This window comes from Stenotrophomonas sp. SMYL41 (assembly GCF_036319965.1).
Lineage (GTDB): Bacteria > Pseudomonadota > Gammaproteobacteria > Xanthomonadales > Xanthomonadaceae > Stenotrophomonas > Stenotrophomonas maltophilia_R.
Genome location: NZ_JAWIRX010000001.1, coordinates 150,133 through 173,782 on the forward strand (window position 1 = coordinate 150,133; position 23,650 = coordinate 173,782).

19 protein-coding genes are annotated in these 23,650 nt (G+C 68.5%); 7 read left to right on the plus strand and 12 right to left on the minus strand.

What is annotated here, in order from left to right; all coding sequences use genetic code 11:
- Positions 1-56: 56 nt before the first annotated feature.
- Both V3B30_RS00675 and V3B30_RS00680 read right to left on the minus strand, forming a co-directional pair.
- Complete coding sequence (locus tag V3B30_RS00675; RefSeq protein ID WP_262082465.1) at positions 57-902, minus strand: FecR domain-containing protein; 846 nt, start codon at positions 900-902, stop codon at positions 57-59.
- Positions 899-1,423, minus strand: coding sequence for an RNA polymerase sigma factor (locus tag V3B30_RS00680; protein WP_262082466.1), 525 nt, complete (start codon positions 1,421-1,423; stop codon positions 899-901). The genes V3B30_RS00675 and V3B30_RS00680 overlap by 4 nt, the downstream gene beginning before the upstream one ends.
- A 205-nt stretch (positions 1,424-1,628) precedes the next feature.
- On the opposite strand from V3B30_RS00680, the gene V3B30_RS00685 reads away from it, so the two are divergent.
- Positions 1,629-1,895 carry a hypothetical protein gene (locus tag V3B30_RS00685; protein ID WP_262082467.1) on the plus strand — a complete coding sequence of 89 codons (267 nt, stop codon included), beginning with the start codon at positions 1,629-1,631 and terminating at the stop codon, positions 1,893-1,895.
- 8 nt (positions 1,896-1,903) lie between these two features.
- Positions 1,904-3,082, plus strand: a complete 1,179-nt coding sequence (locus V3B30_RS00690; RefSeq protein WP_262082468.1) for a low temperature requirement protein A — start codon at positions 1,904-1,906, stop codon at positions 3,080-3,082.
- Here V3B30_RS00690 and V3B30_RS00695 read toward each other — a convergent pair.
- The 8 genes from V3B30_RS00695 to V3B30_RS00730 all read right to left on the minus strand — a co-directional run bounded on the left by V3B30_RS00695 (position 3,079) and on the right by V3B30_RS00730 (position 13,238).
- Positions 3,079-4,506: a hypothetical protein gene (locus tag V3B30_RS00695; RefSeq protein ID WP_262082469.1), complete on the minus strand. Its 1,428-nt coding sequence runs from the start codon at positions 4,504-4,506 to the stop codon at positions 3,079-3,081. The two genes, V3B30_RS00690 and V3B30_RS00695, sit on opposite strands and share 4 nt — an antisense overlap.
- Positions 4,507-4,522: 16 nt before the next feature.
- Entirely contained in the window at positions 4,523-6,010 is a 1,488-nt protein-coding gene (locus V3B30_RS00700) for a DUF6384 family protein (protein WP_262082470.1), read from the minus strand.
- A 13-nt stretch (positions 6,011-6,023) separates the two neighbouring features.
- On the minus strand, positions 6,024-7,220 hold the full coding sequence (locus tag V3B30_RS00705; RefSeq protein WP_262082471.1) for a cell surface protein: 1,197 nt from the start codon (positions 7,218-7,220) through the stop codon (positions 6,024-6,026).
- Positions 7,221-7,543: 323 nt separating this feature from the next.
- Positions 7,544-8,185: a response regulator gene (locus V3B30_RS00710; protein ID WP_262082472.1), complete on the minus strand. Its 642-nt coding sequence runs from the start codon at positions 8,183-8,185 to the stop codon at positions 7,544-7,546.
- Positions 8,178-9,233 (minus strand): ATP-binding protein, encoded by a 1,056-nt coding sequence (locus V3B30_RS00715; RefSeq protein ID WP_262082473.1) that lies wholly within the window; start codon positions 9,231-9,233, stop codon positions 8,178-8,180. The genes V3B30_RS00710 and V3B30_RS00715 overlap by 8 nt, the downstream gene beginning before the upstream one ends.
- A gap of 111 nt (positions 9,234-9,344) precedes the next feature.
- Complete coding sequence (locus tag V3B30_RS00720; protein WP_262082474.1) at positions 9,345-10,085, minus strand: MgtC/SapB family protein; 741 nt, start codon at positions 10,083-10,085, stop codon at positions 9,345-9,347.
- Between the two features lie 30 nt (positions 10,086-10,115).
- Positions 10,116-12,875: a magnesium-translocating P-type ATPase gene (gene mgtA / locus V3B30_RS00725; RefSeq protein ID WP_262082475.1), complete on the minus strand. Its 2,760-nt coding sequence runs from the start codon at positions 12,873-12,875 to the stop codon at positions 10,116-10,118.
- Positions 12,876-12,938: 63 nt separating this feature from the next.
- On the minus strand, positions 12,939-13,238 hold the full coding sequence (locus V3B30_RS00730) for a hypothetical protein (RefSeq protein ID WP_006447714.1): 300 nt from the start codon (positions 13,236-13,238) through the stop codon (positions 12,939-12,941).
- Positions 13,239-13,639: 401 nt separating this feature from the next.
- Between V3B30_RS00730 and V3B30_RS00735 the strand changes: the two genes are divergently transcribed.
- Positions 13,640-14,077, plus strand: a complete 438-nt coding sequence (locus tag V3B30_RS00735; protein ID WP_262082476.1) for an autotransporter outer membrane beta-barrel domain-containing protein — start codon at positions 13,640-13,642, stop codon at positions 14,075-14,077.
- 81 nt (positions 14,078-14,158) lie between these two features.
- Here the strand turns inward: V3B30_RS00735 and pip are convergent, their stop codons facing one another.
- Complete coding sequence (gene pip / locus V3B30_RS00740) at positions 14,159-15,106, minus strand: prolyl aminopeptidase (RefSeq protein WP_262082477.1); 948 nt, start codon at positions 15,104-15,106, stop codon at positions 14,159-14,161.
- Between the two features lie 114 nt (positions 15,107-15,220).
- On the opposite strand from pip, the gene V3B30_RS00745 reads away from it, so the two are divergent.
- The gene (locus tag V3B30_RS00745) at positions 15,221-15,886 is read left to right on the plus strand and encodes a TraX family protein (RefSeq protein ID WP_262082478.1); all 666 of its coding nucleotides are present in this window, start codon (positions 15,221-15,223) and stop codon (positions 15,884-15,886) included.
- Between the two features lie 123 nt (positions 15,887-16,009).
- The gene (locus tag V3B30_RS00750; protein WP_262082479.1) at positions 16,010-16,435 is read left to right on the plus strand and encodes an organic hydroperoxide resistance protein; all 426 of its coding nucleotides are present in this window, start codon (positions 16,010-16,012) and stop codon (positions 16,433-16,435) included.
- 46 nt (positions 16,436-16,481) lie between these two features.
- Here the strand turns inward: V3B30_RS00750 and V3B30_RS00755 are convergent, their stop codons facing one another.
- Positions 16,482-17,174, minus strand: a complete 693-nt coding sequence (locus V3B30_RS00755) for a hypothetical protein (RefSeq protein WP_262082480.1) — start codon at positions 17,172-17,174, stop codon at positions 16,482-16,484.
- Positions 17,175-17,552: 378 nt separating this feature from the next.
- Between V3B30_RS00755 and V3B30_RS00760 the strand changes: the two genes are divergently transcribed.
- Together V3B30_RS00760 and V3B30_RS00765 are read left to right on the plus strand one after the other, a co-directional pair.
- Entirely contained in the window at positions 17,553-20,222 is a 2,670-nt protein-coding gene (locus V3B30_RS00760) for an ATP-binding protein (RefSeq protein ID WP_262082481.1), read from the plus strand.
- Positions 20,223-20,254: 32 nt separating this feature from the next.
- On the plus strand, positions 20,255-23,638 hold the full coding sequence (locus V3B30_RS00765) for an ATP-binding protein (protein ID WP_262082482.1): 3,384 nt from the start codon (positions 20,255-20,257) through the stop codon (positions 23,636-23,638).
- The last annotated feature ends 12 nt before the right edge of the window (positions 23,639-23,650 follow it).

The window sequence follows — 23,650 nt, forward strand, 5'->3', positions numbered from 1 at the left end:
AGGGGTTCAGACACCTGCCGGATGGGAGGGCGCACAACCCACCCTCGCGACGGCGATCAATCGCGGGCGCGCAGGTGCAGGCTGCCATCGGCGGCGGTCTGCAGCTGCACCGGCAGGATGTCCGGCAGCAGTGCCACGGCGGTCTCGGCGCGGTCGGCATCGAACACGCCCGAGACCAGCAGCGGGCCCAGCGTCGGGTCATCCAGCACGATCGGGCGGTCGTGGTAGCGCTGCAGGATGCGCAGCACCTCCGACAGCGGCAGCCGATCGAACTGCAGCCGCCCGTGGGTCCAGTCGGCCCGGTCCGGGCTGACGGCTTCGGGGGGCGACAGCGATCCTGCCTGGGCCAGCAGGCGCTGGCCCGGCTTCAGCCGTTGCTCGGCCTCGCTGCCGTCGACCCGCACGCCCACCGCGCCGCGCCACAGGGTCACCTCGCTCAGGTCACCCTGGCGGTCCACGTCGAACACGGTGCCGTAGTTGCGTACATGCACCGGGCCAGCATCGACCTGGAAGCGGCGCCAGGCCGAGTGCTGCACCTCGAAGCGCGCCTGGCCGCGCACCAGCAGCACCTGCCGCGAGCGCAGATGACGGCGTACCTGCACGCGGGTGCCGGCATCGAGCAGTACCTGGCTGCCGTCGGGCAGGGTGACGTTGCGGCGTTCGCCGACGGCGGTCTGGTAATCGCGCACCTGCCAGGCCGGGTCGGCGGCCAGCAAGGCGCCGGCGGCCACCAGCAGCAAGGCCAGCGCGCCCTTCGCGGGGCCAGCGCTGCGCCGGCGCTGCAGTGCCTCAGGGCTCGGCAGCGGGAAGCGTTGCTTCAATGCATCGCGGTGCCGCTCCAGCACCTGCTCGGCGGAGGCGGGTGGCGGCGCGGGTTCGGAAGGGGCGGGCGTGCGGCTCACTGCAGCCCCGCGTGCAGGCGGCAGTCGGCCATCGCCAGGCGCAGGTGGCGCTCCACCGCCTTCAGGCCGATGCCCATGCGCTGCGCAACCTCTGCCTGTGGCAGTTCATGGATCTTGTGCAGGATGAACACCTGCTGGCGCCGGCAGGGCATCCGCTCGATGGTGACGCTCAACTGCTCAAGCGCGCGCATGCCCTGCGCCTGCTGCTCGGGTCCGGGGCGCGGGCACGCGCCCTCGGGCAGTTCGGCGCGCGCCTCGACCCAGTGCCGGCGCAGGTCTTCAGCGCGGCAGCGGTCCACCGCCGCGTCGTGTGCGATCCGGCGCAGCAGCGCGATCGGTTGCCGTGGGTCGTGCACGAGCGGACGCTCCAGCAGGCGCACGCAGACATCGTGGACCACCTCGCGGGCCAGCCCGGGTGAGCGGAAGCGGTGATGCAGGTAATCCACCAGCTCCTCGTAGTGGCGCACCAGCGAAGACACCAGCGACAGCGCGGGCGGGTGGGGCGAGGGTGGCTGGGGCATCCGGACGGGCGGCAAAGGCGAAGGGTGGGCACAGGGAGGGCCTCCCCTGCACGATGACACAATACTAATGGGAACCGTTCGCGTTTGCCATGTGCCACTGGCCCGGTCGATTGTTCGCTGCGGCTGGAAGGTGAAACCACGATCATCGGCTGGAGCGCAGAATCGGCCCGGGCTAGCCTGCCTGCGGGTACAAGGAGAGCGATAGATGCATGTGATGCTGGTGATCACCGCAGGCGTCCTGCTGCTGGGGGTGTTCCTGCTGTTCGGCCGTCTCTGGAGCGTGGGCACCTCGCAACTGCCCACGGCGCTGATCGCATTCATTGCCACCTGGCTGCTGGTGGCCGTGGCCAACATGTGGGTAGGGGTCAGCAAGGCCGGTTATGCAGTACGCGAGGAGCTGCCGATCCTGCTGCTGGTGTTCGCCGTACCGGCGCTGCTGGCCGGTTTCCTGTACTGGCGCCTCGCGCGCTAAGGAGTTCCATGAGTCCCCGACTGCGCCTGCCCGCGCTGCGCCACCGCGATGGCCATCATGCCCGCGTGACCTACGAAGAACTGTTCTTCGATCTGGTCTACGTGTTCGCGGTCACCCAGCTCAGCCATCACCTGCTGCACCACCTGGACATGGCCGGCGTGATGCAGGCGCTGGTGCTGTGGTTCGCGGTCTGGCTGGGCTGGCAATACGCCTGCTGGGTCAGCAACTGGTTCGACCCACAGGCACCGCGCATCCGCGGGCTGCTGTTCGCCACCATGCTGCTGGCACTGCTGATGTCCTCGTCCATTCCCGAGGCGTTCGCCGATCGCGCCTGGATGTTCGCCGGGGCCTACGCCACGATGCAGGTGGGCCGAACCGCGTTCGTGCTGTTCGAGGTCGGTGGCAACCATCCACTGGCGCCGAACTTCCGCCGCATGCTGGCCTGGGTCAGCGTCTCGGCCTGCTTCTGGCTGGCTGGTGCCGCGGCAGAAGGCAATCTGCGGCTGGCACTGTGGGCGGTAGCCGTGGCCTGCGAGTACATCTCGCCGATGTTCGGATTTGCGTTCCCGGGCATGGGGCGTTCGCGCACCCGCGACTGGACCATCGAGGGCGGCCACCTGGCCGAACGTTGCCAGCTGTTCGTCATCGTCGCACTGGGCGAGACGTTGCTGGCCACCGGTGGCGTGCTGAGCGAGGTCGAGCACTGGAGCCTGCAGGTGGTCTCCGCGGTGCTTGCCACCTTCGCTGGCACGATTGCCATGTGGTGGCTGTACTTCGGCATCTCCAGCCGCGATGCCACCGAGGCCATCACCCATGCCGAAGACCCCGGGCGGATGGGGGCCAACTTCCACTACGTGCACGCGCTGCTGATCGCCGGCATCATCGCCACGGCGGTGGGCAACGATCTGGTCATGGACCATCCGGCGGCGGCCGTCACCCCGGTGTACGCCACCGTGATGGTGGCGGGCCCGCTGATCTATCTGCTGGGCAGCGCGCTGTACAAGCGCGTGGTCTATGGGCACGCGCCGCGCTCGCACCTGCTGGGCGCCGCCGCGCTGCTGGTGCTGTGCCCGCTGTTGCCATGGATGCACCTGCTGGCCGCCGGATGGCTGACCAGCCTGGTGCTGCTGGGCGTGGGACTGCTGGATACGAGGCTGAAGCGGCGCACCCGGCAGGTGCAGGGCTAGAACCCGCCGCCGGTCTTGAAGCCACCGCCACCGCTGATGCCGCCGCCGCTGTGGAAGCTGCTGCCGCTGGAACTGGAACTCGATCTCGAGCTGGAACTTGAACGTGAGCCCGAACGAGAGCTGGAACTGCTGGATCCGCCCGCAAGCAGGTCGAACAGGCTGCCAGAGGAGCGGGGGACGCTTCGGCTGCTGGGGGTGCTGAAGAAGGACGCGGCGACGGTGGCGGGGGCGGCGGCGCGGTAGCTCGGCGCCTCGTAGGCCTGGCGTTCGATATCCGCAGCGGCCTGGTAGCTCCTGCGCGCAGCCTGCAGGCTGTCCAGGCGCTTCTTCAGTGTGGCCATTTCGCGGGTGTGCTCAACCACCAGGCCGTCGATCTCGCCCAGGCGCAGGCGACTGCCATGGATGCGTTCGAGCACGGCATCGTCGTCGCCGGAGGCGGTGGCGGCAACGCGGCGGTACAGGTCGTCCATGCTCTTGGCCGACAGCGTGCGCGCCAGCGCGGTCAGCAGGGCGCTGCCTTCGGCATCGGTCCAGCTGCGGAAACCATCGATCTGTGCCTGCTTGGCATCCACGGTCTGCCGATGCAGTTGCTCGGCCAACAGTGCCTGCGCCACGGCGCTCTGCGCCGCCTGCAGCTGCTGGCGCAGCGGGTCGCCACCGGCGTGGGCGAGGGCGGCGTCGCGGGCCTGCTGTACCGGCTGGCGGGCGGTCTCGACGTCGGCACGGGCCCGTTCGGCATGTTCCTGCAGATAGGGCGGAAGCTCGACCAGCGTGGCGTACTCGCGGCGGGCGCGGTCGAAGCCGCACAGCTCGGCCAGCCAGCCATCGACGGTGCGCACCAGCGGCCAGCCGCGATAGGCCGCGCTACCGAAGCTGCGTCGGTGCAGGTACATGAAGATCGGGTCGGCCTGGTAGGCGCCGGCCTTGGCATCATGCTCCGACTGCGCAGAGGCGGCCATGCGCTCCACGGTGCCGGCACGCGCCTCGGCCAGCTGCAGCTCGTCCTGCAGCACCCTGTAGGTGGGTTCCGCTGCCAGCGTGGTGTCCACCTGGTCCTGCAGGGCCTGCCACTGTCCGCCGGCGGCGTCGCGTGCGGCAACGGCCTCCTGCGAGCGCTGCTGCAGCGAATGTTCGATGTCCAGCAGCGCCTGCAGCTCGTCGGCCAGCACCGCCGCTTTGCGATCGCGGCGTTGCAGGTCGGCGCTGGACTGCTGCAGCAGGTCCCTGGCCACCACCGGCGGCGAATCAGTGGCGGCTTCGGCCTGCAGCCGGGCCAGTGCATTGAAGTCTTCGCGGACCCGGCCGTGCAACGCTTCCTGTTCCTTGATCAGCTCCCGGCACTGGTCGCCACGCGCGGCCAGTTGTGCCTGCACCTGGCCGATATCGGTTTCGACATCGGCAATCGCATCGTTCAGATCTCTCATGTCAGTTCCTTGCCCATCACCATTCGGTGATGTAGCCGCCGGTGGCGGGCATGCGGAAACGCGGCGACAGGCTGCCGCGCGGCTTGCTGCCGATCTGGTCGTCTTCGATGATGCCGTTGTCCTGCTTGTCCTCGGCAACCCGGTTGTAGGTTGCCTCCGGCACGCGTACGGCGAACAGCGAGGCCCATTCGTCCTTGCCGGTTTCCTCATTGCGGATCAGCAGTTCGGTGGCCTTGCCGGCCTCGTCCAGCGCTTCGGTCACCAGGTAGTAGTTGCGGCCACCGTTGGCCTTTTCGTTGTAGCGCCAGACGCCGGTGCGCTCATCGTCGCGGTTGACGATGCGGTAGACCAGGGTCTGCGACAGCAATGCCACCAGCTGGGCGACCTCGTCCATCGCCGGCCCTGCCTCGGCCAGTGTCTCGACGCGGACCAGCCGGGCAGCCTGGTCCAGCGCACGCTCGAAGCGCTTGCGGTCTTCCCCGCCGACACCGGTGGCGAGGCCATCGGCCTTGAGCTGGGCCAGTCGCTCGTTCAGCGCGGCCAGTTTGTCGGCACTGCCGATCAGGTCCTTCAGGGTGGCCACCGCCTGGCCGGCAGCGGCCATGTCGCCGGCGCGAAGTGCGACGTCGCCGCCGGTGTAGGCACGTGCGCGTACCTTCTCGGCGTCCGGCGCGAGGCGTGCTGCTTTTGCGGCCGCGTTGGTGGTGTCCAGCAGTTCGCTGGCATCGATGGCCTGGCCGAGTGTGGTCACGCGCGCGGTCAGCGTGGGCAGGGTTTCCCTGGCCTGCGCCAGCAGGTGCGCGGCGGTCTGCCGGTGCTGCTCCACCTGCGCGGCTGCCTGTTCGCCGGTGGCGCTGCCGCCGCTGCTGATACGCGTGAGCTTGTCCTTGCGGATCAGGGTGGGCAGGTCCGCCATGGCGGCGGGCACGCCGGCAAAGCGACGCTGTGCTTCGGCCAGCGCGGCCTGTGCGCCTTCGGTCAGCGGCTGCAGGCGCTCACCGCTGGCGGTGGCACGGGGCAGCAGCCCCTGCAGGGCCTGTTCCTGTGCGGCCAGCAGGGCGCGCGCTGCAGCAGCCTCCTGTTGCTGCGCGGCCACCTTGTCGTTCAGCACCTGCACGTTCTTCTGCACGTTGCTCTCGTGCACGAACGCGCCGAAGCTGCGCGCCATCACCAGCAGCATGCCGAGCACCAGCAGTACCAGGGCCGCCAGCAGCGCCCACTTCAACAGGCGGGCCCGATCGATCCAACGCCGCGCCAGCCAGGCCTTCCAGCCACGCGGCGCGGCATAGAGGTAGCGCTGCTCACGCTGGGCCTGGATGCCAGCCTCGAGGATCTCGTCGGAGACCTCGATGCCCTGCGAGCGGTACAGCTCAAGCAGGCGTTGCTTCAGCGTCGCCTTGTCATGGCCGCTGTCGGCCAGCGCCTTCATCTCGGCATTGCGGTAGCGCAGCTGGTCGACCACATCCATGGTCAGCAGCGCATCCTGCAGCTCGGCAGGAGCCATCGTCGCACTCACCTCAGCGCGACTCCGGGCTCGGCGGTGCCTGCAGCAGTGCGGCGAAACGCTGCTTGCCCTGTTCGACATACTCGGCGATCTCGGCCGAATCACGGGTGGCCTGGTTGCGCAGCTGCTCGATTTCCTGCAGCGAGGTCTCCTGGAAGCGCACCACCGCATCAACCAGCTTGCGCACCGAATCGACGCCGATGGTGGCGCCATAGCCGGCCTTCAGGCCCTCGTGCAGTATGTCATCGCCGATGTTGGCCACCGCTTCCAGGCCCTTGGAGGTGCCCTCGGTCATCGCATTGAGCGCCTGCGTGGACTCGTGCAGGCCCATCTGCGTGGTGAAGGCCAGGTTCAAGGCGGTGAAGCTGGTTTCATTGGTGGAGAAGAACACCACCGAGCGCTCGTTGACGCGGCGCTTCACCTCGTGCGACTGGTGCACGCGCAGCATGATCGACTCGGACGTGGCGTAGTTCACCTGCAGGTTCTCGGACAGGTCCTTGGCCAGCTGGTAGCGCGATTCCTCGGCCTGGTGGTTGCGCAGGGCCTCATCGCGGGCCATCACCAGGCGGCCGGTATCGGCGGCATCAGCGGCCGGATCGGCCGATTCCACGCGCTGCTGCGCCTGCTTCAGCGCCTCGCGCGCATCGGCCAGCACCTGCTCCTGCAGCTTCAGCAGTTCATGCGCCTGGATCTCGGCATCCTTGATCGACAGGCGGAAGTCGCCGTACATCTCCAGCACGCGCGATTCGCGCTGCAGCTGCTCGGCAGAATCGCGGCTGACCTCCAGGAACGTACGGCGGATCTTCTCGAACCGGCTCGGGATGTCACCGCGGGTGACCTTCATCCACAAGTTCTGAAGGCGCTCGCCCATGTCGATCCTGCCGTCGCGCACCTGTTCGACCATGGCGCTGGCGTCGTCGCGGATGCTGTCGAAGGCGCGGATGATCTCCGTATAGCGATCGGACACCTTGGCCGAGCTGATTTCATCACGCATCACGGCATTGAAATGGCCGGACTGCTGCAGCACGCGGGCGATGGCCACCACGCGGCCCTGGTCGAGGGTGGACAGCTGCGAAACCAGGGCGATGGCCGGTGCGTTGTTGTCCTGCGGGGCAGCCAGGCCCAGGCTGCGCAGCGTGGCCATGGCGCGCTCGAGGTACTTGATCGGCGCGGTAGCGGCCGGCGTGGCAAGAAGAGTGTTCTCGGGCATTTCGACGGCTCCGGTCAGGGCAAACGATGAAGAACCTGCCGCGCGGAACGGGCAGATTGCTGCGAAACGAAGGGGAAGGGGCGCGGCGGCCGTGCGCTGCACGGCACGGCAGCCCGGGCGAGGGCGGCGGGCCCGGCAAGGGCGAGGATGGCGTCCTGTTCAAGCATGGTGCATTCCCTGCAGATCGCCCCCCTGGCGATTCCGCGCCCATTGTAGCGGTGGCGGCGGGCAGGTGAAGCCCTACCTATGGCAGGGGGGAGCAGCGTTGGTGCGCAGGCCGGTGCCGCCGACGTCGACTGCGCGCAGCATCGCGGCGTGGATGTTCATGGCGTGCCCGCCTGCAGCCGGTCGTACATGCGTACCAGGTCGACCAGGGTACGTGCGCCCATCTTGCGCATCACCTGCGCGCGGCGCACCTTCACCGTGATCTCGCTGACCCCGAGGTCGCCGGCGATCTGCTTGTTGAGGCGGCCGCGCACCACGCCATCGACCACCTCGCGCTCGCCCGCGTTGAGCGTGTTCCAGCGCTGCTGCAGGGCATCGAGCGCCTCGCCGTCGCGACGGCGCTGGCGGTCGATCTCGATGCCCTTGTGGATCGCATCCAGCAGTTCCTGGTCACGGAACGGCTTGGTCAGGAACTCGATGGCACCGTCCTTGATCGCGTTGACGCCCATCGCAATGTCGCCGTGGCCGGTGATGAACACCACCGGCAGCTGCAGGCCGTGGCTGCCCATCGTCCGGTGGAACTCCAGGCCGCTCTGGCCGGGCATGCGCACGTCCAGCACCAGGCAGGCCGGTGCGTCCTCCAGTTCGTGTTCGAGGAACGCCTGGGTGGAGGCGAAGGCCCGTACCTGCAGGCCCATCGAGGCCAGCAGGTCTTCCAGCGCCGCGCGCACCGACGGATCGTCGTCGATCACGTAAACGATGGGTGCCGGGTCGGCGATGGGTGCAGCGGGCTTACGCATGGGGAGAATCCGTGGCGATGGGCAGGTCGAACACAAAGCAGGCGCCGCCACCTGCCGGTCGCTCAGCGCGGATCTGGCCGTCATTGGCCTCGATCATTGAACGGCTCAGGCTGAGCCCGAGGCCCAGGCCGTGTGACTTGGTGGTCCAGAACGCATCGAACACGCGCTCGGGATGGTCGGCGGGCAGGCCGACACCGCGGTCGCGCACGCTGAGGCTGATCCGCTGTCCGTCGCGTTGGGTCACCAGGGACAGGCGGCGGTCGGCAGGCGGCACTGCTTCCATCGCGTCCACCGCATTGAGGATCAGGTTGCCGATCACCTGCTGCACCTGCACCCGATCGGCCTGCACCAGCGGCAGATCGGCATCGAGCAGCAGGGCTACGGCCACGCCATGCTGGTCCAGCTCGCTGCGCGATAGCGCCAGCATTTCCTCCACGGCCTGGTTCAGGTCAAACGCGCGTCGTTCCGGTGCAGCACCCTGGGTCAGGCCACGAATACGGGCGATCACGTCACCGGCACGATGCGCATCGGCCAGGATGCGGGCCACGGTCTGCCGCGCCTTGTCCACGTTCGGCGGGTCCTGTGCCAGCCAGCGCTGGCAGGCCTCGGCGCTGCTGGCGATGGCCGCCAGCGGCTGGTTCACCTCATGGGCGATGGAGGTGGTGAGCTCGCCCACGGTGGAGGCGCGCGCCACGCGCAGCAGGCGGGCCTGCGCTTCCTGCACGGCGGCCTTGGCCGCTTCCATGTTCAGGGCGAGGTAGGTGGTGATGCCGATCACCAGCATGCCGATCACCGAGTTGACCAGGCCGATGCGATAGGTGCCGAAGCGGGTCAGGAAGAAGCTCAGCCCGGTCAGCGCGATGCAGGCGATGGCCAGCGTGATCAGCCCGCGCCCGCTCAGCACGCGCGATGCCGCGAGGATGACCGCTGCGTAGAAGCAGGCAGCGGCGACGGCGTAATCGGTGACGGTGTCGATCAGGAAGATCGCCGCCATCACGACGATCAGGGCCAGCAGCACCAGCGGGCGACGGGGCGACAGCGATGGCATCGGAACGGCTCCCGGGCGTGGGTGGAAAGGATAGCAAAGCCGCCTTGGGCAGGTGCCGGCTCCTGGTGGGTGCCGACCGTTGGTCGGCACAACCTCGGATAGCCCACCACGCTACTCCTCCAGGCTGGCGTTCCAGAACCCCTGCAACACCCCGGGCGTGGTCGCCAGCGTGGCCAGCACCGCATCCAGTTCACCGGCATCGACCGTAGTGGCATACAACACCGCTTCGATCTCCACGTCGCGCTCGCCGAACGGGCGCTGGTCCACCGCGCGCACCGGGTAGTGCGCCTGTTCCAGCAGCAGCAACAGCCGGTCCAGCACTTCGGCCTGCTGCTCACGCTGGCAGACCACGTTGATCGCATAGGTCGCCTCGCTGAACGCCTCCGGCAGCGGTTGCCGCTGGATGCGGTTCACCACCGGGCGCAGCAGGGTGTTGGCGGCCAGCACGAACACCGCCGCCAGCACCGCCTCCGGCAGCAGCTTGATACCCGCGCAGGCACCCACCGCCGCCGAGCCCCACAGCGTGGCGGCGGTGTTCAGGCCGGACACCTGCGCGCCGTCCTTCATGATCGCGCCCGCGCCGAGGAAGCCGACGCCGGAGATCACATACGCCACCACATGCAGCGGCGACGGCGGACCGCCGTACAGGTCATGGAAGCGCACGGCCAGGTCGACGAACACCGCTGCACCCACCGCCACCAGCGTATTGGTACGCAGGCCGGCGGTGCGTTGGCGCAGCTGCCGTTCCAGGCCGATGGCCGTGCCCAGCACGAACGCCACCGACAGGCTGATCAGCGAGCTCAGGGTTGCGCCGGCGTTGAACGCCGGCAGGTTCGGATTGATGTCGAGCATCCATTTCTCCCTGGACCAGGTGGCGGGCACTTACTGCCAGCCGTAGCGACGGATGTAGAATTTCTTCAGTGCGGTGGTCAGCACTGCATAGCCGAACAGGATCGCCACCAGGAACGGCCAGTAGCCGGTCGGCAGGGCCTGCAGCTTGAAGTAGCCGGCCAGTGGGCTCATCGGCAGGGCCACGCCGATGGCCATGATCAGGCCGGTCATCACCAGCAGCGGCGGCGCGGCGATGCTCTGCAGGAACGGCACCTTCGGCGTACGGATCATGTGCACGATCAGGGTCTGGGTCAGCAGGCCCACCACGAACCAGCCGGACTGGAACAGGCCCTGGTCGGCCGGCGTGCGTGCATCGAACACGTACCACATCAGTGCGAAGCAGCTCAGGTCGAAGATCGAGCTGATCGGCCCGAAGAACACCATGAAACGGCCGATGTCCGCCGGGTTCCACTTCAACGGCCTGCGCACCAGCTCCTCGTCCACGTTGTCGAACGGAATGGCGATCTGCGAGATGTCGTACAGCAGGTTCTGCACCAGCAGCTGCAGCGGCAGCATCGGCAGGAACGGCAGGAAGGCCGAGGCCACCAGTACCGAGAACACGTTGCCGAAGTTGGAGCTGGCGGTCATGCGGATGTACTTCAGCATGTTGTTGAACGTGCGCCGCCCCTGCACGACGCCTTCCTCCAGCACCATCAGGTTCTTTTCCAGCAGGATGATGTCGGCGGCTTCCTTGGCGATGTCCACCGCGCTGTCCACGCTGATGCCGATGTCGGCCGCGCGCAGCGCCGGTGCATCGTTGATGCCGTCGCCGAGGAAGCCGACCACCTTGCCTTGCGCGCGCAGCTCGCGTACCAGGCGCTCCTTGTGCAACGGCGTCAGGCGGGCAAACACGCGGTGATGGTGCAGCGCCCGCGACAGCGCGCTGTCATCCATGCGCTCGATCTGCGGGCCGGTCAGGATGGTGTCGGCCTCAAGCCCCACCTGCGCACAGACGCGGGCGGTCACCAGCTCGTTGTCGCCGGTGAAGACCTTCACCTCCACGCCATGCGCGGCCAGCGCCTGCAGCGCCTGTGCAGCCGACTCCTTCGGCGGGTCCAGGAAGGCCACGTAGCCGACCAGGGTCAACCCGCACTCGTCCGCCTGCGAATAGGTCGTCTGGCTGGCGGCGGTTTCCTTCATCGCTACCGCCACCACGCGCAGGCCCTGTTCGTTCAGTTCCTCGGTGGTCTGCCGCACGCGCGCCAGGCGGCGCTCGTCCAGGGGCATGTCCTGGCCGTTCTCGCGCACCGTGCTGCACACAGCCAGCATCTCCTCCACCGCGCCCTTGCAGATCAGCTCGTGGTGGTCCTCGCGCTCGGACACCACCACCGACATGCGGCGGCGCTCGAAGTCGAACGGAATCTCATCCACCTTGTGGTAGTCCTGCGACAGCCGCAGCGAACTCTGCAGTTCCACGTGTTCGAGCACCGCGCGGTCCAGCAGGTTGATCAGGCCGGTCTGGAAGTGGCTGTTGAGGTAGGCGAACGTCAGCACGTCCTCCGAATCGTGGCCGAACACATCGGTGTGGCGCTCCAGTGCGATCTTGTCCTGGGTGAGGGTGCCGGTCTTGTCGGTGCACAGCACTTCCATCGCGCCGAAGTTCTGGATGGCGTCCAGGCGCTTGACGATCACCTTGCGCCGCGACAGCAGCACCGCGCCCTTGGCCAGGGTGGAGGTGACGATCATCGGCAGCATTTCCGGGGTCAGGCCCACCGCCACCGACAGCGCGAACAGGAACGCCTCGGTCCAGTCACCCTTGGTCCAGCCGTTGATCAGCAGCACGAACGGGACCATCACCAGCGCGAAGCGGATCAGCAGCCAGCTGACACTGTTGACGCCGGCCTGGAAGGCAGTGGGCGCACGGTCGGTGGCGGTGCTGCGCTGGGCCAGGGTGCCGAAGTAGCTGCGGTTGCCGGTGGCCAGCACCACGGCGGTGGCGGTGCCGGACACCACGTTGGTGCCCATGAACAGCAGGTTGTGCTGCTCGAGCAGGCCGGCCAGGCCATCGCCCGGGTGCGCGAACTTCTCCACCGGCAGCGACTCGCCGGTCATCGCCGCCTGCGCCACGAACAGGTCCTTGGCGGTCAGTACGCGGCAATCGGCCGGAATCATGTCGCCGGCCGACAGTACGATGTGGTCACCGGGCACCAGCTCACGGATCGGCAGGTCCAGCAGGCGTGCCGGCCGACGGCTGTGCAGGTGCGCGCCGAAGTACTGGTCGGCCACATCGGCCGCTTCGGTACCGGGACTGCGGCGCAGCACGCGCGCGGTGTTGCCGACCAGCGCCTTCAAGCGCTCGGCGGCACGGTTGGAGCGGCCTTCCTGCACGAAGCGGATCAGCGTGGACAGCAGCACCATCGCACCGATCACGATCGTGGCCTTGAGGTCCTCGGTCAGCCAGGACACCGCCGCCAGCACGGTCAGCAGCAGGTTGAACGGGTTGCGGTAGCACTGCCACAGGTGCCGCCACCACGGCAGCGGCTTTTCGTGATCCACCTCGTTGGGGCCGAGCGTGGCCAGCCGCTGCTCGGCCTCGTGCGGGCTGAGGCCATCGGCATGCGAGCCCAGCGTGGCCAGCAGCTCTGTTTCTTGCTGCTGCGCCAGGGTAACCAGGCCGGTGGTGAGCGCGAACGGTGCGGCCTCGTCGCTGCCCGGGCCGAAGCCGGCTTCGGGCATCGCACGGCGGCGGAACAGGTTGCCTGCGCGACGGCTGCGCAGGAAGGCGTTGAACCAGGCGTTGAGCAGGCTCATGGGACTCTCCTCGAATGTCAGAGCCGGCCGGGGCCGGAACACGAACGGAACGGACAGAACAGGTCAGGCGTGTCGCATCGCCAGCACCGCCGGCGACCACGGCTGCATGTGCAGGCGCTGGCTGCCGCCGATGCACAGCGGCTTCATCGCATCGCGCAGCGGGTAGGGCAGGTGGCGCAGCACATTGATGCGCTCGCTGATCGGCAGCAGCGACAGCGCGTCGGCCACCACGCGAGGCGAGCCGAGCGACAGCGAACGGGCGAACATGACCGGGCCGTGCTGCAGCAGCTGGCTGCGCAGGGCGGCAACATCGCGCTCACCGATCAGGCGGCGCAGGGTGATGTAGAGGATCTTGTAGGACATGGGGGTGATCTCCAGGCAAGCGGCACCTGGCGATCCCCCGTCACTCAGGCAGGCAGGGACCGGCGGGCAGGCGCCAGGAACAGGCAACAAGCGGGCATCCGGGGCGCGGTGCGCCCGGCCGGGTCGGGGTCCATCTGCGTCTCCATGAAGTGGGAGTGCCGGCCAGGGTTGCCCTGGCCAGTGGCGCTATTGTCCGCCCCTGAATGGGGCAGTCCTAGAGGCTCGTGGGTTAGCCCGGCTATACGTTGGTATATGCATGGGGCAGCGCTTGCGCCGGCCCATTGCCGGAGCGCATGGCGCGCTCCTGTTTCGAACCGGTCTGATGGAAGCATGCCGCTGGCGAGCTGCAGGTAAGCGACGGCCTTGTTGCCCTCACGACCCCTGAGGCGGCGGAGAACACCGTGGACGGCGGCTGTATTGCGCCGGTCTGGCGGGGAGCGTCGGCAACGCTGTTCGTGCAGCCGCAGGTACAGCTCATCTACATCCGGTTCCAGGCCGGGCAGCATGTGGAACGACATGGCACGACGGTCGGCAATGCCGAGGCGGGTGGTCTGGGCGGGCGCATCGGCGCGCGCGTATTCGGCCACTCAACGGCCCTGGGCAACCGCGTGCAGCCCTATCTGGGCGTGAACTGGTTGCGCGGTGCGGCCACCAACGCGCTGGATTTCAATGGCCAGACCCTGGCCGCCGGCAATTCGCGCGACCGCTATGAAGTGCAGGGCGGCGCCGAGCTGGAGCTGGGTGGACGCGTCGGTGCCTGGGGCGGAATGAGCCTGCAGCGCGGCAGCCAGAACTACCGCAATGTCATCGCGCAGGCCGGCATCAGGGTGGCCTGGTAAGGCCACACAGGGCAGGGCGGTGGAAAGGCCGCCCTGCCTGCCAGCAGCCGTCGACTGGCAGTCGACGCTACCAAGTCGGCATCAGAAGCGGTCGGCAAACGCATCCGTCGCGCGCACCAGCGCATCCACCGTCGCCGGCTCATTCGCGCTGTGGCCGGAGGTCACCATCTCCAGCCTGGCTTCCGGCCAGGCCTTGGCCAGGTCCCAGGCGCTGCGCGGCGGGCAGATGATGTCGTAGCGGCCCTGCACGATCACGCCGGGCAGGTGGCGGATGCGATCGATGTTGCGCAGCAGCTGGTCCGGTTCCAGGAAGATGCCGTTCCGGAAGTAGTGCGCTTCGATGCGGGCCTTGGCCAACGTGTCCAGCGGATCATCGGTGGACATCGCATCCACGTCATGCTGCAGGGTGGCGGCGTTGTCCTCCCAGCCCAGCCAGGCCTGCGCGGCGGCGATGCGGGTGGCCTCATCGGCGCTGTCCATGCGCGTCCAGTAGGCCGCAATCATGTCGATGCGCTCATCCTCCGGGATATGGGCCTCGTAGCGGTCCCAGCGTTCCGGGAAGATCCAGCGCGCGCCACCGCTGGTTTCCGCGAACCAGCGGTTCTCCATCTCGCGGCCGAGGAACACGCCGCGCACGATCAGGCCGGTGGCGCGCTCGGGATGGGCCTGCGCGTAGGCCAGCGACAGGGTCGAGCCCCAGGAGCCGCCGTAGACCAGCCAACGTTCGATGCCCAGGTGCCCGCGCACCTTCTCGATGTCGGCCACCAGGTCCTGCGTGGTGTTGTCGCGCAGCTCGCCGAACGGCGTGGAGCGGCCGCTGCCACGCTGGTCGATCAGCACGATGCGGTAGCGCGCCGGATCGAAGAAGCGGCGGTGGGTGGGCGAAATGCCCGCACCCGGACCGCCGTGCAGGTACACCACCGGAATGCCCTCCGGCGTGCCGCACTCTTCGATATGCAGGGTGTGCAGATCGCTCACCGGCAGGGTGAACTGGCGGTAGGGTTCGATGGCGGGGTACAGCGTGCGCATGGCGGGCATCTCACAAACAGAGGTCGCCAGCATAGCGCCGCCGCCTGCGGCCTGCAGTGGCGTGCGCCTTCCCGGCGCTGGAAATGCGCTGGCCGATGCGCATAAGCTTCCGCGATGCAAGCGACCACGACAGGGACGTCCACGCTCAGACCCACGCTCAGCAGCGGCGGCCGCGAGCTGCTGAAGTGGCTCGCGCTGCTGGCCATGACCGGCGACCACGTGGCAAAAGTGGTCTACGGTGGCTGCCTGCCGGTCGTGAGCGAACTGGGGCGCATCGCGTTCCCGCTGTTTGCGCTGGTGATGGCCTGCAACCTGGCCCAGCCGGGTGCGGACCTGCGCAAGTCGATCAGCCGTTTGGCCGCATGGGGCGTGATCGCGCAGCCGTTGCATGCACTGGCCTTCGGTTACTGGTTGCCGCTCAACATCCTGCTTACCTTCGCGCTGGCTGCGGTGGCCGTGCATGCGCTGGCCAGTAACCGCCCACTGCTGTTGCTGCTTGCTGCTGGCATGGCGCCGATGCTGGTGGATTACCAGTGGGCCGGCGTTGGCTTCGTGCTGCTGGGCTGGCTGGCGTTCCGGCATCGCGCGTGGTGGCTGTTGCTGGTCGGCTGGGCGGCAGTGTGCTGGGTCAACCACAATGGCTGGGCGCTGCTGGCCATCCCGGTTGCGTTGGCGGTGGCGCGCGTGCAATGGCGGCTGCCGCGCTGGCGCTGGGCGTTCTATGGGTATTACGTCGGGCATCTGGCGCTGCTGGCCGTGTACGTGCATCTGCACGGTTGAGTGCGTGCGTGGCGGCTGCAACGCTATCGTCGCTGTCCGATGGAAGGCCTGCCTGCCGGGGTAGAGGATGGAACGGTGGCGGGACAGACCGCCACCTGTCCACTCAACCCACCGGAGCATTGCATGAGCATCGAATCGATCCTGTACTCAGCCCAGGCCACCGCCGTCGGCGGGCGCGAGGGCCGCGCCACCTCGTCCGACAAGATGCTGGACATCGCCCTGTCCACCCCCGCCGAACTGGGCGGCACCGGCGGCACCGGCACCAACCCGGAACAGCTGTTCGCTGCCGGCTACTCGGCCTGCTTCCTCGGCGCGCTCAAGTACGTGGCGGGCCAGGAGAGCATTGCCATCGGCGATGATGCTTCCGTGACCGGCCGCGTCGGCATCGGTGCGGTCAGCACCGGCTTCGCCATTGACGTTGCGCTGACCATCTCGCTGCCGGGCGTGCCCACCGTGCAGGCCGAGGACCTCGTGCGCAAGGCACACGTCGTCTGCCCGTACTCGCATGCCACCCGCAACAACATCAACGTATCGCTGATCATTGCGTGATGAAGCCCGCCGCAGCACGGAAACGTGCTGCGGCCAGTTGCGGCGGCTACCTGTCCAGGTCAGCCCAGTCATGCGGGGCAGTGGCAAGAAAGGCAAGCGCCGCAGCCCGGAGCGAGGCGGCGCCGTCGGCCATCGACTCGGCGCCGAATTCGCCCAGCACGTGCAGTGTCCCGGCCTCGCTGTCATCACAGCGGTGGCCCAGCAGCAACACGGGCACCTGCGCCAGGCGGGCAAGCCGTAATGGCCCAGGCTCGCGGCCATCTCCGCTCCAGGGGTCGAGTTTGGTCACCACCGAGGCGCCGCGTCGAAGATGGCGCCAGGCCTGGCCGGACTGCCCTGATTGCCCGATATCCAGGCGATGGCCCTGCCGCTGCAGCGCCGCCAGCACGCGATGGCGAGGTGACCCCTGCCGGTGGTAGGTGCTGATGAAGTAGTGTGACGGCGCGCCCGGGCGATCCAGCAGCGCCGCCATGGCCAGTTCCATGTCGCCGCTGGGCAGTATGCAGATGACCCGTCGCCGGCCGGCGGCGGCGGCCCACAGCGCGAGCGGGTCGTGCCACCTCATCGCACGCAGCACGTCCTGCTGGGCACGGAACGGCAGATGCCGCAGGCGATGGAACCTGGCCTGGCGGATCCAGCTGGTGGCCAGGAAGCGCGCGGCCAGCCGGGTTGCTGCCGAGGATTTGTGGCCCAGCTGCTGCAGCGCTCCGAGGGCGCGAGTGTGGCGATGCGGTTGCAATCGGGGCCCGATCCAAGCGAAGGCCTCTTCCGCCATGCGGTTCTGCATCCGGGGCGGCAGGCAGGGAAGCAGGGCCGCACCCACCCGCAGGCTTGCACGGTGACAGGCATGGCCTGCCATCAGGCGCACTGCCCAAAGGCGTTCGCGGTTCCATGCAGACTTCATCGCGATGTCCTCGACAACGGGGGGAGCATCAGCGTCCCCAGTCCGGGCCGGCACAGGAACAGGACAAGTTCGAAATGTGGGCAGCGCCCTCTGGTGGGATGAATGCGTCATGCATTGGCGCGTTTTTGGATCTTGTCCTACATCGGCTGCCAGCCCTGCCGCGCATGCTGGCGCTCCATTCTTCCCGCCGCGCGCTTCCCGTCGCTCGATGCCATGCCCTCTGCGTCCCCGTCCCCTGCAGATTCCCTGCGCCGCCTGCACACCCGTGCAGGGCCGGGCGCCGTGGACGCCGGTGAGCTGCAGGCGCTGAAGCAGTATCCGCGCCGGCTGATGCTGGCCTGCGGCGCGGTGTTGAGCCTGCTGTCGCTGAGCGTGCTGATCACCCTCATCGTGGTCCAGGTCAATGGGTACGAGGCCCGGCGCATTGCCGAATTCCGCCGCGCCCACACGGCGCTGCAGATCCAGCTTGCGCGCCAGGACGCCAGCTACGCCCGCCTGGCGAACATGGCCGAGTACGCCTGGGACCGCAACATCCAGCTCGGTGACGCCAGCGCCGACGATCTGCGCCGTGCCTATCTGCAGGGTGGGCAACGGCTGGTGGTGGTGGCCGATGACAGCAGCCGCCCGCAGATGGCGCTGGGCCTGGACACCGCCCAATGGCGCCCCCGGGAGCTGGAGCGCTACCTGCAGCTCACCACGGCGGTGTCACTTATCCAGCGCCTGACCGCCACCAGTGGCGAAGGTGAGCCAGCCAGCGCCTCCTATTTCTTCGATCCCAGCGGCCAGTACCTCTCCCTGGACAAGGGCCTGACCGAGCGCAGCCTGATCAGCGCGCTGGCGGCCACTTCGCGCCGCGAAGTGTTCGAGCACCTGCGTGCACCCGCCCAGCTGCTGGCTCCGGCCTCCGGGCACGACCAGGTGCCCCTGCTGGAGAGTGTCGAACGCAGCGACAGCCCGCGCAGAACGTTCGGCCGCCACCCGATCACCGGCGAGCCGTCGCTGGTGTCGGTGTTCCAGGCCAGCGTTGCTGCTGCGCCCATCGCAACCTTCGTGGCCTACGAACCGATGGCCCGCCTGCAGGCGCTGCTGCGCCGGAACAGCCAGGGCCATATCGCGCTGCTGGATCGCGATGGGCTGCGGGTGCTGGCCTCCGATGACGTGGGCGGCGCACCTGGCCATCGGGCGGATACTGACTGGGTGCTGCTGGGCGATGCCACCCGTGCGCGCTTCCACAACGGTCGTTTCACCCTGGCGCTGCCGGTCACCGGTACGCCGTGGACGCTGGTGGAGACCTACCGCTGGGGCGACATCCTGCGTGACATCGCGTCGATGCTGCTTACCGGCGTCGCCTGCCTGGTGGCCGCGCTGGCACTGCTGTGGTTCCTGCTGCTGGGGCTGCACCGGCGCATGTATACCCCGGCGTTCCGCCAGGTGAAAGCCATCTACGCCCGCGACCGCCGGTTGCGCCTGCTGCTGGAGCACGTGCCGGTGGGCGTGGCGCTGCTGGAGGCGGGTACCGGCCATGTGCAGGATTGGAATGGACCGCTGCAGCGCATGGACCGGGCCGCCGGTGGGCGGCTGATGCCGCAGCTGCGTGAGGCGATGATGCAGGCCGACGTCCGCCACGGTGCGGTGAAGGTGGAGGGCGAGCTGCCGCTGGCCAACGATCCGCAGCAACGGCTGTCGCACCGCACGCACATCCACTCCGGAGGGGACGCCTGGCCGGGTGGCGTGCTGCTGATGGTAGAGGACATCAGCCACGACAGGCGTGAGCTGCAGGCGGAGCAGAAGCGGACCGCAGAAGCAGAAGCCTGCAGCCGCGCCAAATCGAATTTCGTGGCGGCGATGAGCCATGAGATCCGCACGCCGCTGCACGGCATCATCGGCCACCTGGAGCTGCTTGCACGCAGCCCGTTGCAGGCCGAGCCCGCCGAACGCGTGTTGCGCCTGCGCCAGTCTGCCGATTCGCTGATGGACGTCATCACCGACGTGCTTGATCTATCGCGTATCGAGTCGGGCCAGTGGACGCTCACGCCTGAGCGCTTCTCGCCATCGGCACTGGTGGAGCGCGTCGCCGTGCTGTACGCCCCGGTGGCACAGGCCAAGGGCCTGCAGCTGGATTGCGTGGTGGACGCTGATGTACCCGCTGCCGCGGTCGCACCGATGGCGGCCATCGAGCGGGTACTGCGCAATCTGGCCAGCAACGCGCTGAAGTTCACCGCCTCCGGGCGGGTACAGCTTCGCGTGTCCCACCAGCAGAGCGGGCAAGGCCAGTACCTCTGCCTTGAGGCCACCGATTCCGGTATCGGCCTGAGCGCCGCCGAGCGGGAGCGGTTGTTCCAGCCCTTCGTGCAGGCCGGGCCGGATATCGTGTCGCGCTTCGGCGGCTCCGGCCTGGGGTTGGCGCTGTGCCAGCAGCTGTGCCAGCGCATGGGCGGGCGGATCTGGGTGGAAAGCACGGCAGGGGTGGGCAGCCGGTTCGTGGTCGAGGTGCCGTTGTTGACGTCGATTGCCATTCCGGTGCCGCTGCCGCTGGCCGGGCAGCGGATCAATCTGCTGGCCGCGCCCGGGCCATGGCGTGGGGAGCTGGAAAGGCGGCTGCGCAGCTGGGGCGCGTACGTGCATCCCATACAAAGCCCGGCGGCGGATGCGGCGCCCGCGGCGGCGTGGGTGCTGTTCGAGGCGCCGTACGAAGACGCCCGCTGGGTGTGGCGCAGCGGGCAGCCCTGGGTCCGGGTCTGCCGCGAGGGGCCCTTGCGCCCGCAGCCAGCGCACGGTGGCTGGGCGGTGTCCTGCTACGCCAGTGAAGCCCTGCGCCAGGCACTGCTGCAGGCGCTGCGCCGAAACGAGTCAGATACGCCAGCTACTGACGCAATCGGATAAATTGCATGGGCACCCACCTCAGGATCACGTTTATGGCAGGTACTGAAGCCGCGCAGCGCCCCGGCGGTCCGGCGGTTGCCGCGCGCCTGGACGACCTGCGGCGGTTGCGCCGCCGCCTGCTGTTCGGCGGCGGTGCCCTGATCACGGTGCTGGTACTGTTGGCCGCCATCGTCAGTTCCATTGCCGATGTGGAAGAGTTCCATGCCCGCGAACGGCAGTCCTTCCTGGAGGCCCGCGCGGCGCTGGACTACTTCCTCTACCAGCGCGACCGCGCCTACGCCACCTCGGTCAATGGCAACGACGTGCTGTGGCGCGACCAGCGCCCCGCGCTGACCGCGGTCGGAACCCCCCTGGCCGAGCGCTTCCACGCCCAGGGCGCGGAAGTGGTGGTGCGGGCCGAAGGGCGTACCGCCGTGCCATGGCTGGTGCTGGGCGCCCGTGACAATCCGTTGCCGCCCGAGGAGCTGAAGGCCTACCTCGGCATGATCGACATCTACTCGGCCTACACCGCCGATTCGATCACCTCGCAGGATGCGCCCGGGCCGGTGGCCATGTTCGCCTACGAGCCGCAGGGGCGGCTGCTGGCCGTGTCCAACATCCGCGACGAGGCCCAGCTGCTGCAGACGCTGGGCGTGGCCACCCGCCAGCAGGCCTTCGCGCGGTTGCTGCGTGACGAGCCCGAGGTACGCAAGCTGCTGCCACGCCCGGGCCCGATCCGCTCGGCCTCGCGCGAGGGGCGGTTGCTGTCGCGCTTTGCAGTCAACCCGCTCAACGGCCAGCGGTCGCTGGTCGGCGTGGTGACCATGGCCGAAGGCACCACGCCGTACTTCCGGCGCGTGGTGTTCGAGTCGATCGACACCATCAAGGCCCGGCTGGAGGCGCGCGAAGAAGGGCGCTACCTGGTGATGGCCGGCAATCGGCAGGTGGTGCTCAGCAGTGGCGGCTTGACGCTCCAGGAGCAGGCGCTGCTGTTGGGGGCGCTGCCCGGCGCAGCGGCGACCAAGCCCGCACGACAGCATGCGCAGGGGCGCTTCATCCTCAGTTGCAGCCTGCCGGGCGTGGACTGGACCCTCAGCCACGTTTACGACTGGTCGGACATCTGGAAAGCGCAGGGCCCTTATCTTCTGGCGCGCAGCCTCAGTGCCCTGGTGATCATCGGCCTGCTGTGGTGGCTGCTGCTGCGCATCGACCGCCGCGTGTTCAAGCCCGCCCTTGCCGACGCATCACGTGTGTATGAGAGCGAGGCGCTGAGCCGCGCCATCATCGGCACCGCGCCGATCGGGCTGGCGCTGATTGCCCGCGACACAGGCATGCCGCTTCTGCAGAACGAAACTGCACGGCAGCTGGTGGGCGACCAGGCCGATGAAGACGGCAACGCAATCGCAACACTGTATGCGCGGTTGGCCGAGCTGGGGCGCAGCAGCCACGGCGAGGAGGCGTTGGAACTGCAGTGGTCACCCGAGGAAGAGGGCGCCGGCACCCAGCTGCAGATCAGCATGGCGCTGGCTACCTACCACCACCAGGCCGTATGGGTCTGTGCCCTGCGCGACGTCACCGCCCAGGTGGAACTGGAAGACACGCTGCGCCGTGCCCGCGAGGATGCCGAGGCTGCTCGCCAGGCCGCCGAAGCGGCCACGCGTGCCAAGTCCGCCTTCGTCGCCACGATGAGCCATGAGATCCGTACCCCGCTCAACGGCGTGCTGGGCCACCTGGAACTGCTGGCCCGTTCGCCCCTGCAGCCGGGCCAGCGCGAACGGCTGGACCGCATCCGCTTCTCGGCCGACGCACTGATGCGGATCATCAGCGACGTGCTGGATTTCTCCAAGATCGAAGCCGGGCAGCTCGATGTGGAGCCGGCACCGTTCGCGCTGCGCCCGCTGATCGAAGGCGTCGCACTACTGTATGCGCCCGATGCCCTGCGCAAGGGCGTGCGCCTGTTCTTTGCGGTGGACGCGCCGGCCGGGCAGGACTGCATTGGCGACGCACACCGCATCCGCCAGATCCTCAACAACCTGGTCAGCAACGCGGTCAAGTTCACCGAATCCGGTCGCATCATCCTGCGGGCCGAAGTGCAGAATGTGGACGGCAAGGGCACGCTGCTGCGCGTGCAGGTGGTGGACTCCGGCATCGGCATGAGCCCGCAACAGGCCGGGCAGCTGTTCCAGCCGTTCCAGCAGGCCGATGCCAGCGTCTCGCGCCGCTACGGCGGCAGCGGCCTGGGCCTGGCGTTGTGCCAGCAGCTGGCGCAGGCGATGGGCGGGCAGGTGGCGGTGGAAAGTACCGAGGGCGTGGGCAGCAGCTTCAGCCTGCTGTTGCCGGTGCGCCTGCAGCCCGCCGCAAACCCGGCGTCGCAGCCGCTGCGTGGGCAGCGCATCACCGTGCTGTCGTCCACGCCGGAGTGGCGCAACGAGATCGGGCGGCTGCTGACGGAGTGGGGCACCGAGCCCGTGCTGCTGGACGCCCCGCAGGCCGACGCGACGGGTGACGTGCTGCTGATCGTGGGCGACCACCGGCCGTGGACCCGCGAGGAGGAACAGCACCTGTCCGCGTCCCATCGCCACGTGGTGTTCGCCCATGCACAGGGGCCGTTGACCCCCGAAGTGCGCGGCGACCGTACCGAAGTGACCTGCTATGCCAGCGACGCCTTGCTGGCCGCCATCGGCACGGAACCGCACAGTGCATCCTCGCTCCCGCCAGTCGAGCAGGCGCCAGCACCACGCTCGCGCGGGCGCGTGCTGCTGGTGGAAGACAACGCCGTCAATCGCGAACTGATCCAACAGCAGCTGGAAGAACTCGGCTACGACGTGGATGCCGCCGAAGACGGTGCCGCCGCACTGGCGGTGTGGCGCAACGACGCCTACGTGGCGGTCCTCACCGATATCAACATGCCGGTGATGGACGGCTATGCGCTGGCGCGCGCGCTGCGCCAGCGCGGGCAGTCGCTGCCGATCCTGGCCATCACCGCCACCGCACTGGCCAGCGAACGTGAGCGCTGCCTGGCGGCGGGCATTGACGACCTGCTGCTGAAACCGCTCAATCTGGATCGGCTGGAAGCCGGGCTGGGCAAGGCCAGCAAGGCGGCGGTTGCGCCGGTTTCCCCCGCGCCAACGCGTCGTGCACCCAGCAGGGTATCGGCGGCCATCCGCCGCCTGTTCGTGGAAACCGGCGACAAGGATCTGCAGGCCATGACCGAAGCGCGTGCCGGCAACGACATGCAACGCCTGCTCGATCGCGTGCACGCCTTCAAAGGGGTGCTGCAGATGCTGGGCGAGCAGTCGCTGGGCGAACACTGCGGCGAGGTGGAACAGGCGCTGCGCGACGGCCTGGCAGTACCGCCATCGCAGCTGGATGCATTGCAGGCGGCGTTGCGGGCATGCCTGGATGACTACCGGCACGAACTGGAGCAGGAATCGTGACCTGCCCAGGAA

Coding starts and splice junctions, on each gene's coding strand:
- V3B30_RS00680 (WP_262082466.1), bottom strand. CDS start 1,423: ATGCCCCAGCCACCCTCGCCCCACCCGCCCGCGCTGTCGCTGGTGTCT.
- V3B30_RS00685 (WP_262082467.1), top strand. CDS start 1,629: ATGCATGTGATGCTGGTGATCACCGCAGGCGTCCTGCTGCTGGGGGTG.
- V3B30_RS00690 (WP_262082468.1), top strand. CDS start 1,904: ATGAGTCCCCGACTGCGCCTGCCCGCGCTGCGCCACCGCGATGGCCAT.
- V3B30_RS00695 (WP_262082469.1), bottom strand. CDS start 4,506: ATGAGAGATCTGAACGATGCGATTGCCGATGTCGAAACCGATATCGGC.
- V3B30_RS00700 (WP_262082470.1), bottom strand. CDS start 6,010: ATGGCTCCTGCCGAGCTGCAGGATGCGCTGCTGACCATGGATGTGGTC.
- V3B30_RS00705 (WP_262082471.1), bottom strand. CDS start 7,220: ATGCCCGAGAACACTCTTCTTGCCACGCCGGCCGCTACCGCGCCGATC.
- V3B30_RS00710 (WP_262082472.1), bottom strand. CDS start 8,185: ATGCGTAAGCCCGCTGCACCCATCGCCGACCCGGCACCCATCGTTTAC.
- V3B30_RS00715 (WP_262082473.1), bottom strand. CDS start 9,233: ATGCCATCGCTGTCGCCCCGTCGCCCGCTGGTGCTGCTGGCCCTGATC.
- V3B30_RS00720 (WP_262082474.1), bottom strand. CDS start 10,085: ATGCTCGACATCAATCCGAACCTGCCGGCGTTCAACGCCGGCGCAACC.
- mgtA (WP_262082475.1), bottom strand. CDS start 12,875: ATGAGCCTGCTCAACGCCTGGTTCAACGCCTTCCTGCGCAGCCGTCGC.
- V3B30_RS00730 (WP_006447714.1), bottom strand. CDS start 13,238: ATGTCCTACAAGATCCTCTACATCACCCTGCGCCGCCTGATCGGTGAG.
- pip (WP_262082477.1), bottom strand. CDS start 15,106: ATGCGCACGCTGTACCCCGCCATCGAACCCTACCGCCAGTTCACCCTG.
- V3B30_RS00745 (WP_262082478.1), top strand. CDS start 15,221: ATGCAAGCGACCACGACAGGGACGTCCACGCTCAGACCCACGCTCAGC.
- V3B30_RS00750 (WP_262082479.1), top strand. CDS start 16,010: ATGAGCATCGAATCGATCCTGTACTCAGCCCAGGCCACCGCCGTCGGC.
- V3B30_RS00760 (WP_262082481.1), top strand. CDS start 17,553: ATGCCCTCTGCGTCCCCGTCCCCTGCAGATTCCCTGCGCCGCCTGCAC.
- V3B30_RS00765 (WP_262082482.1), top strand. CDS start 20,255: ATGGCAGGTACTGAAGCCGCGCAGCGCCCCGGCGGTCCGGCGGTTGCC.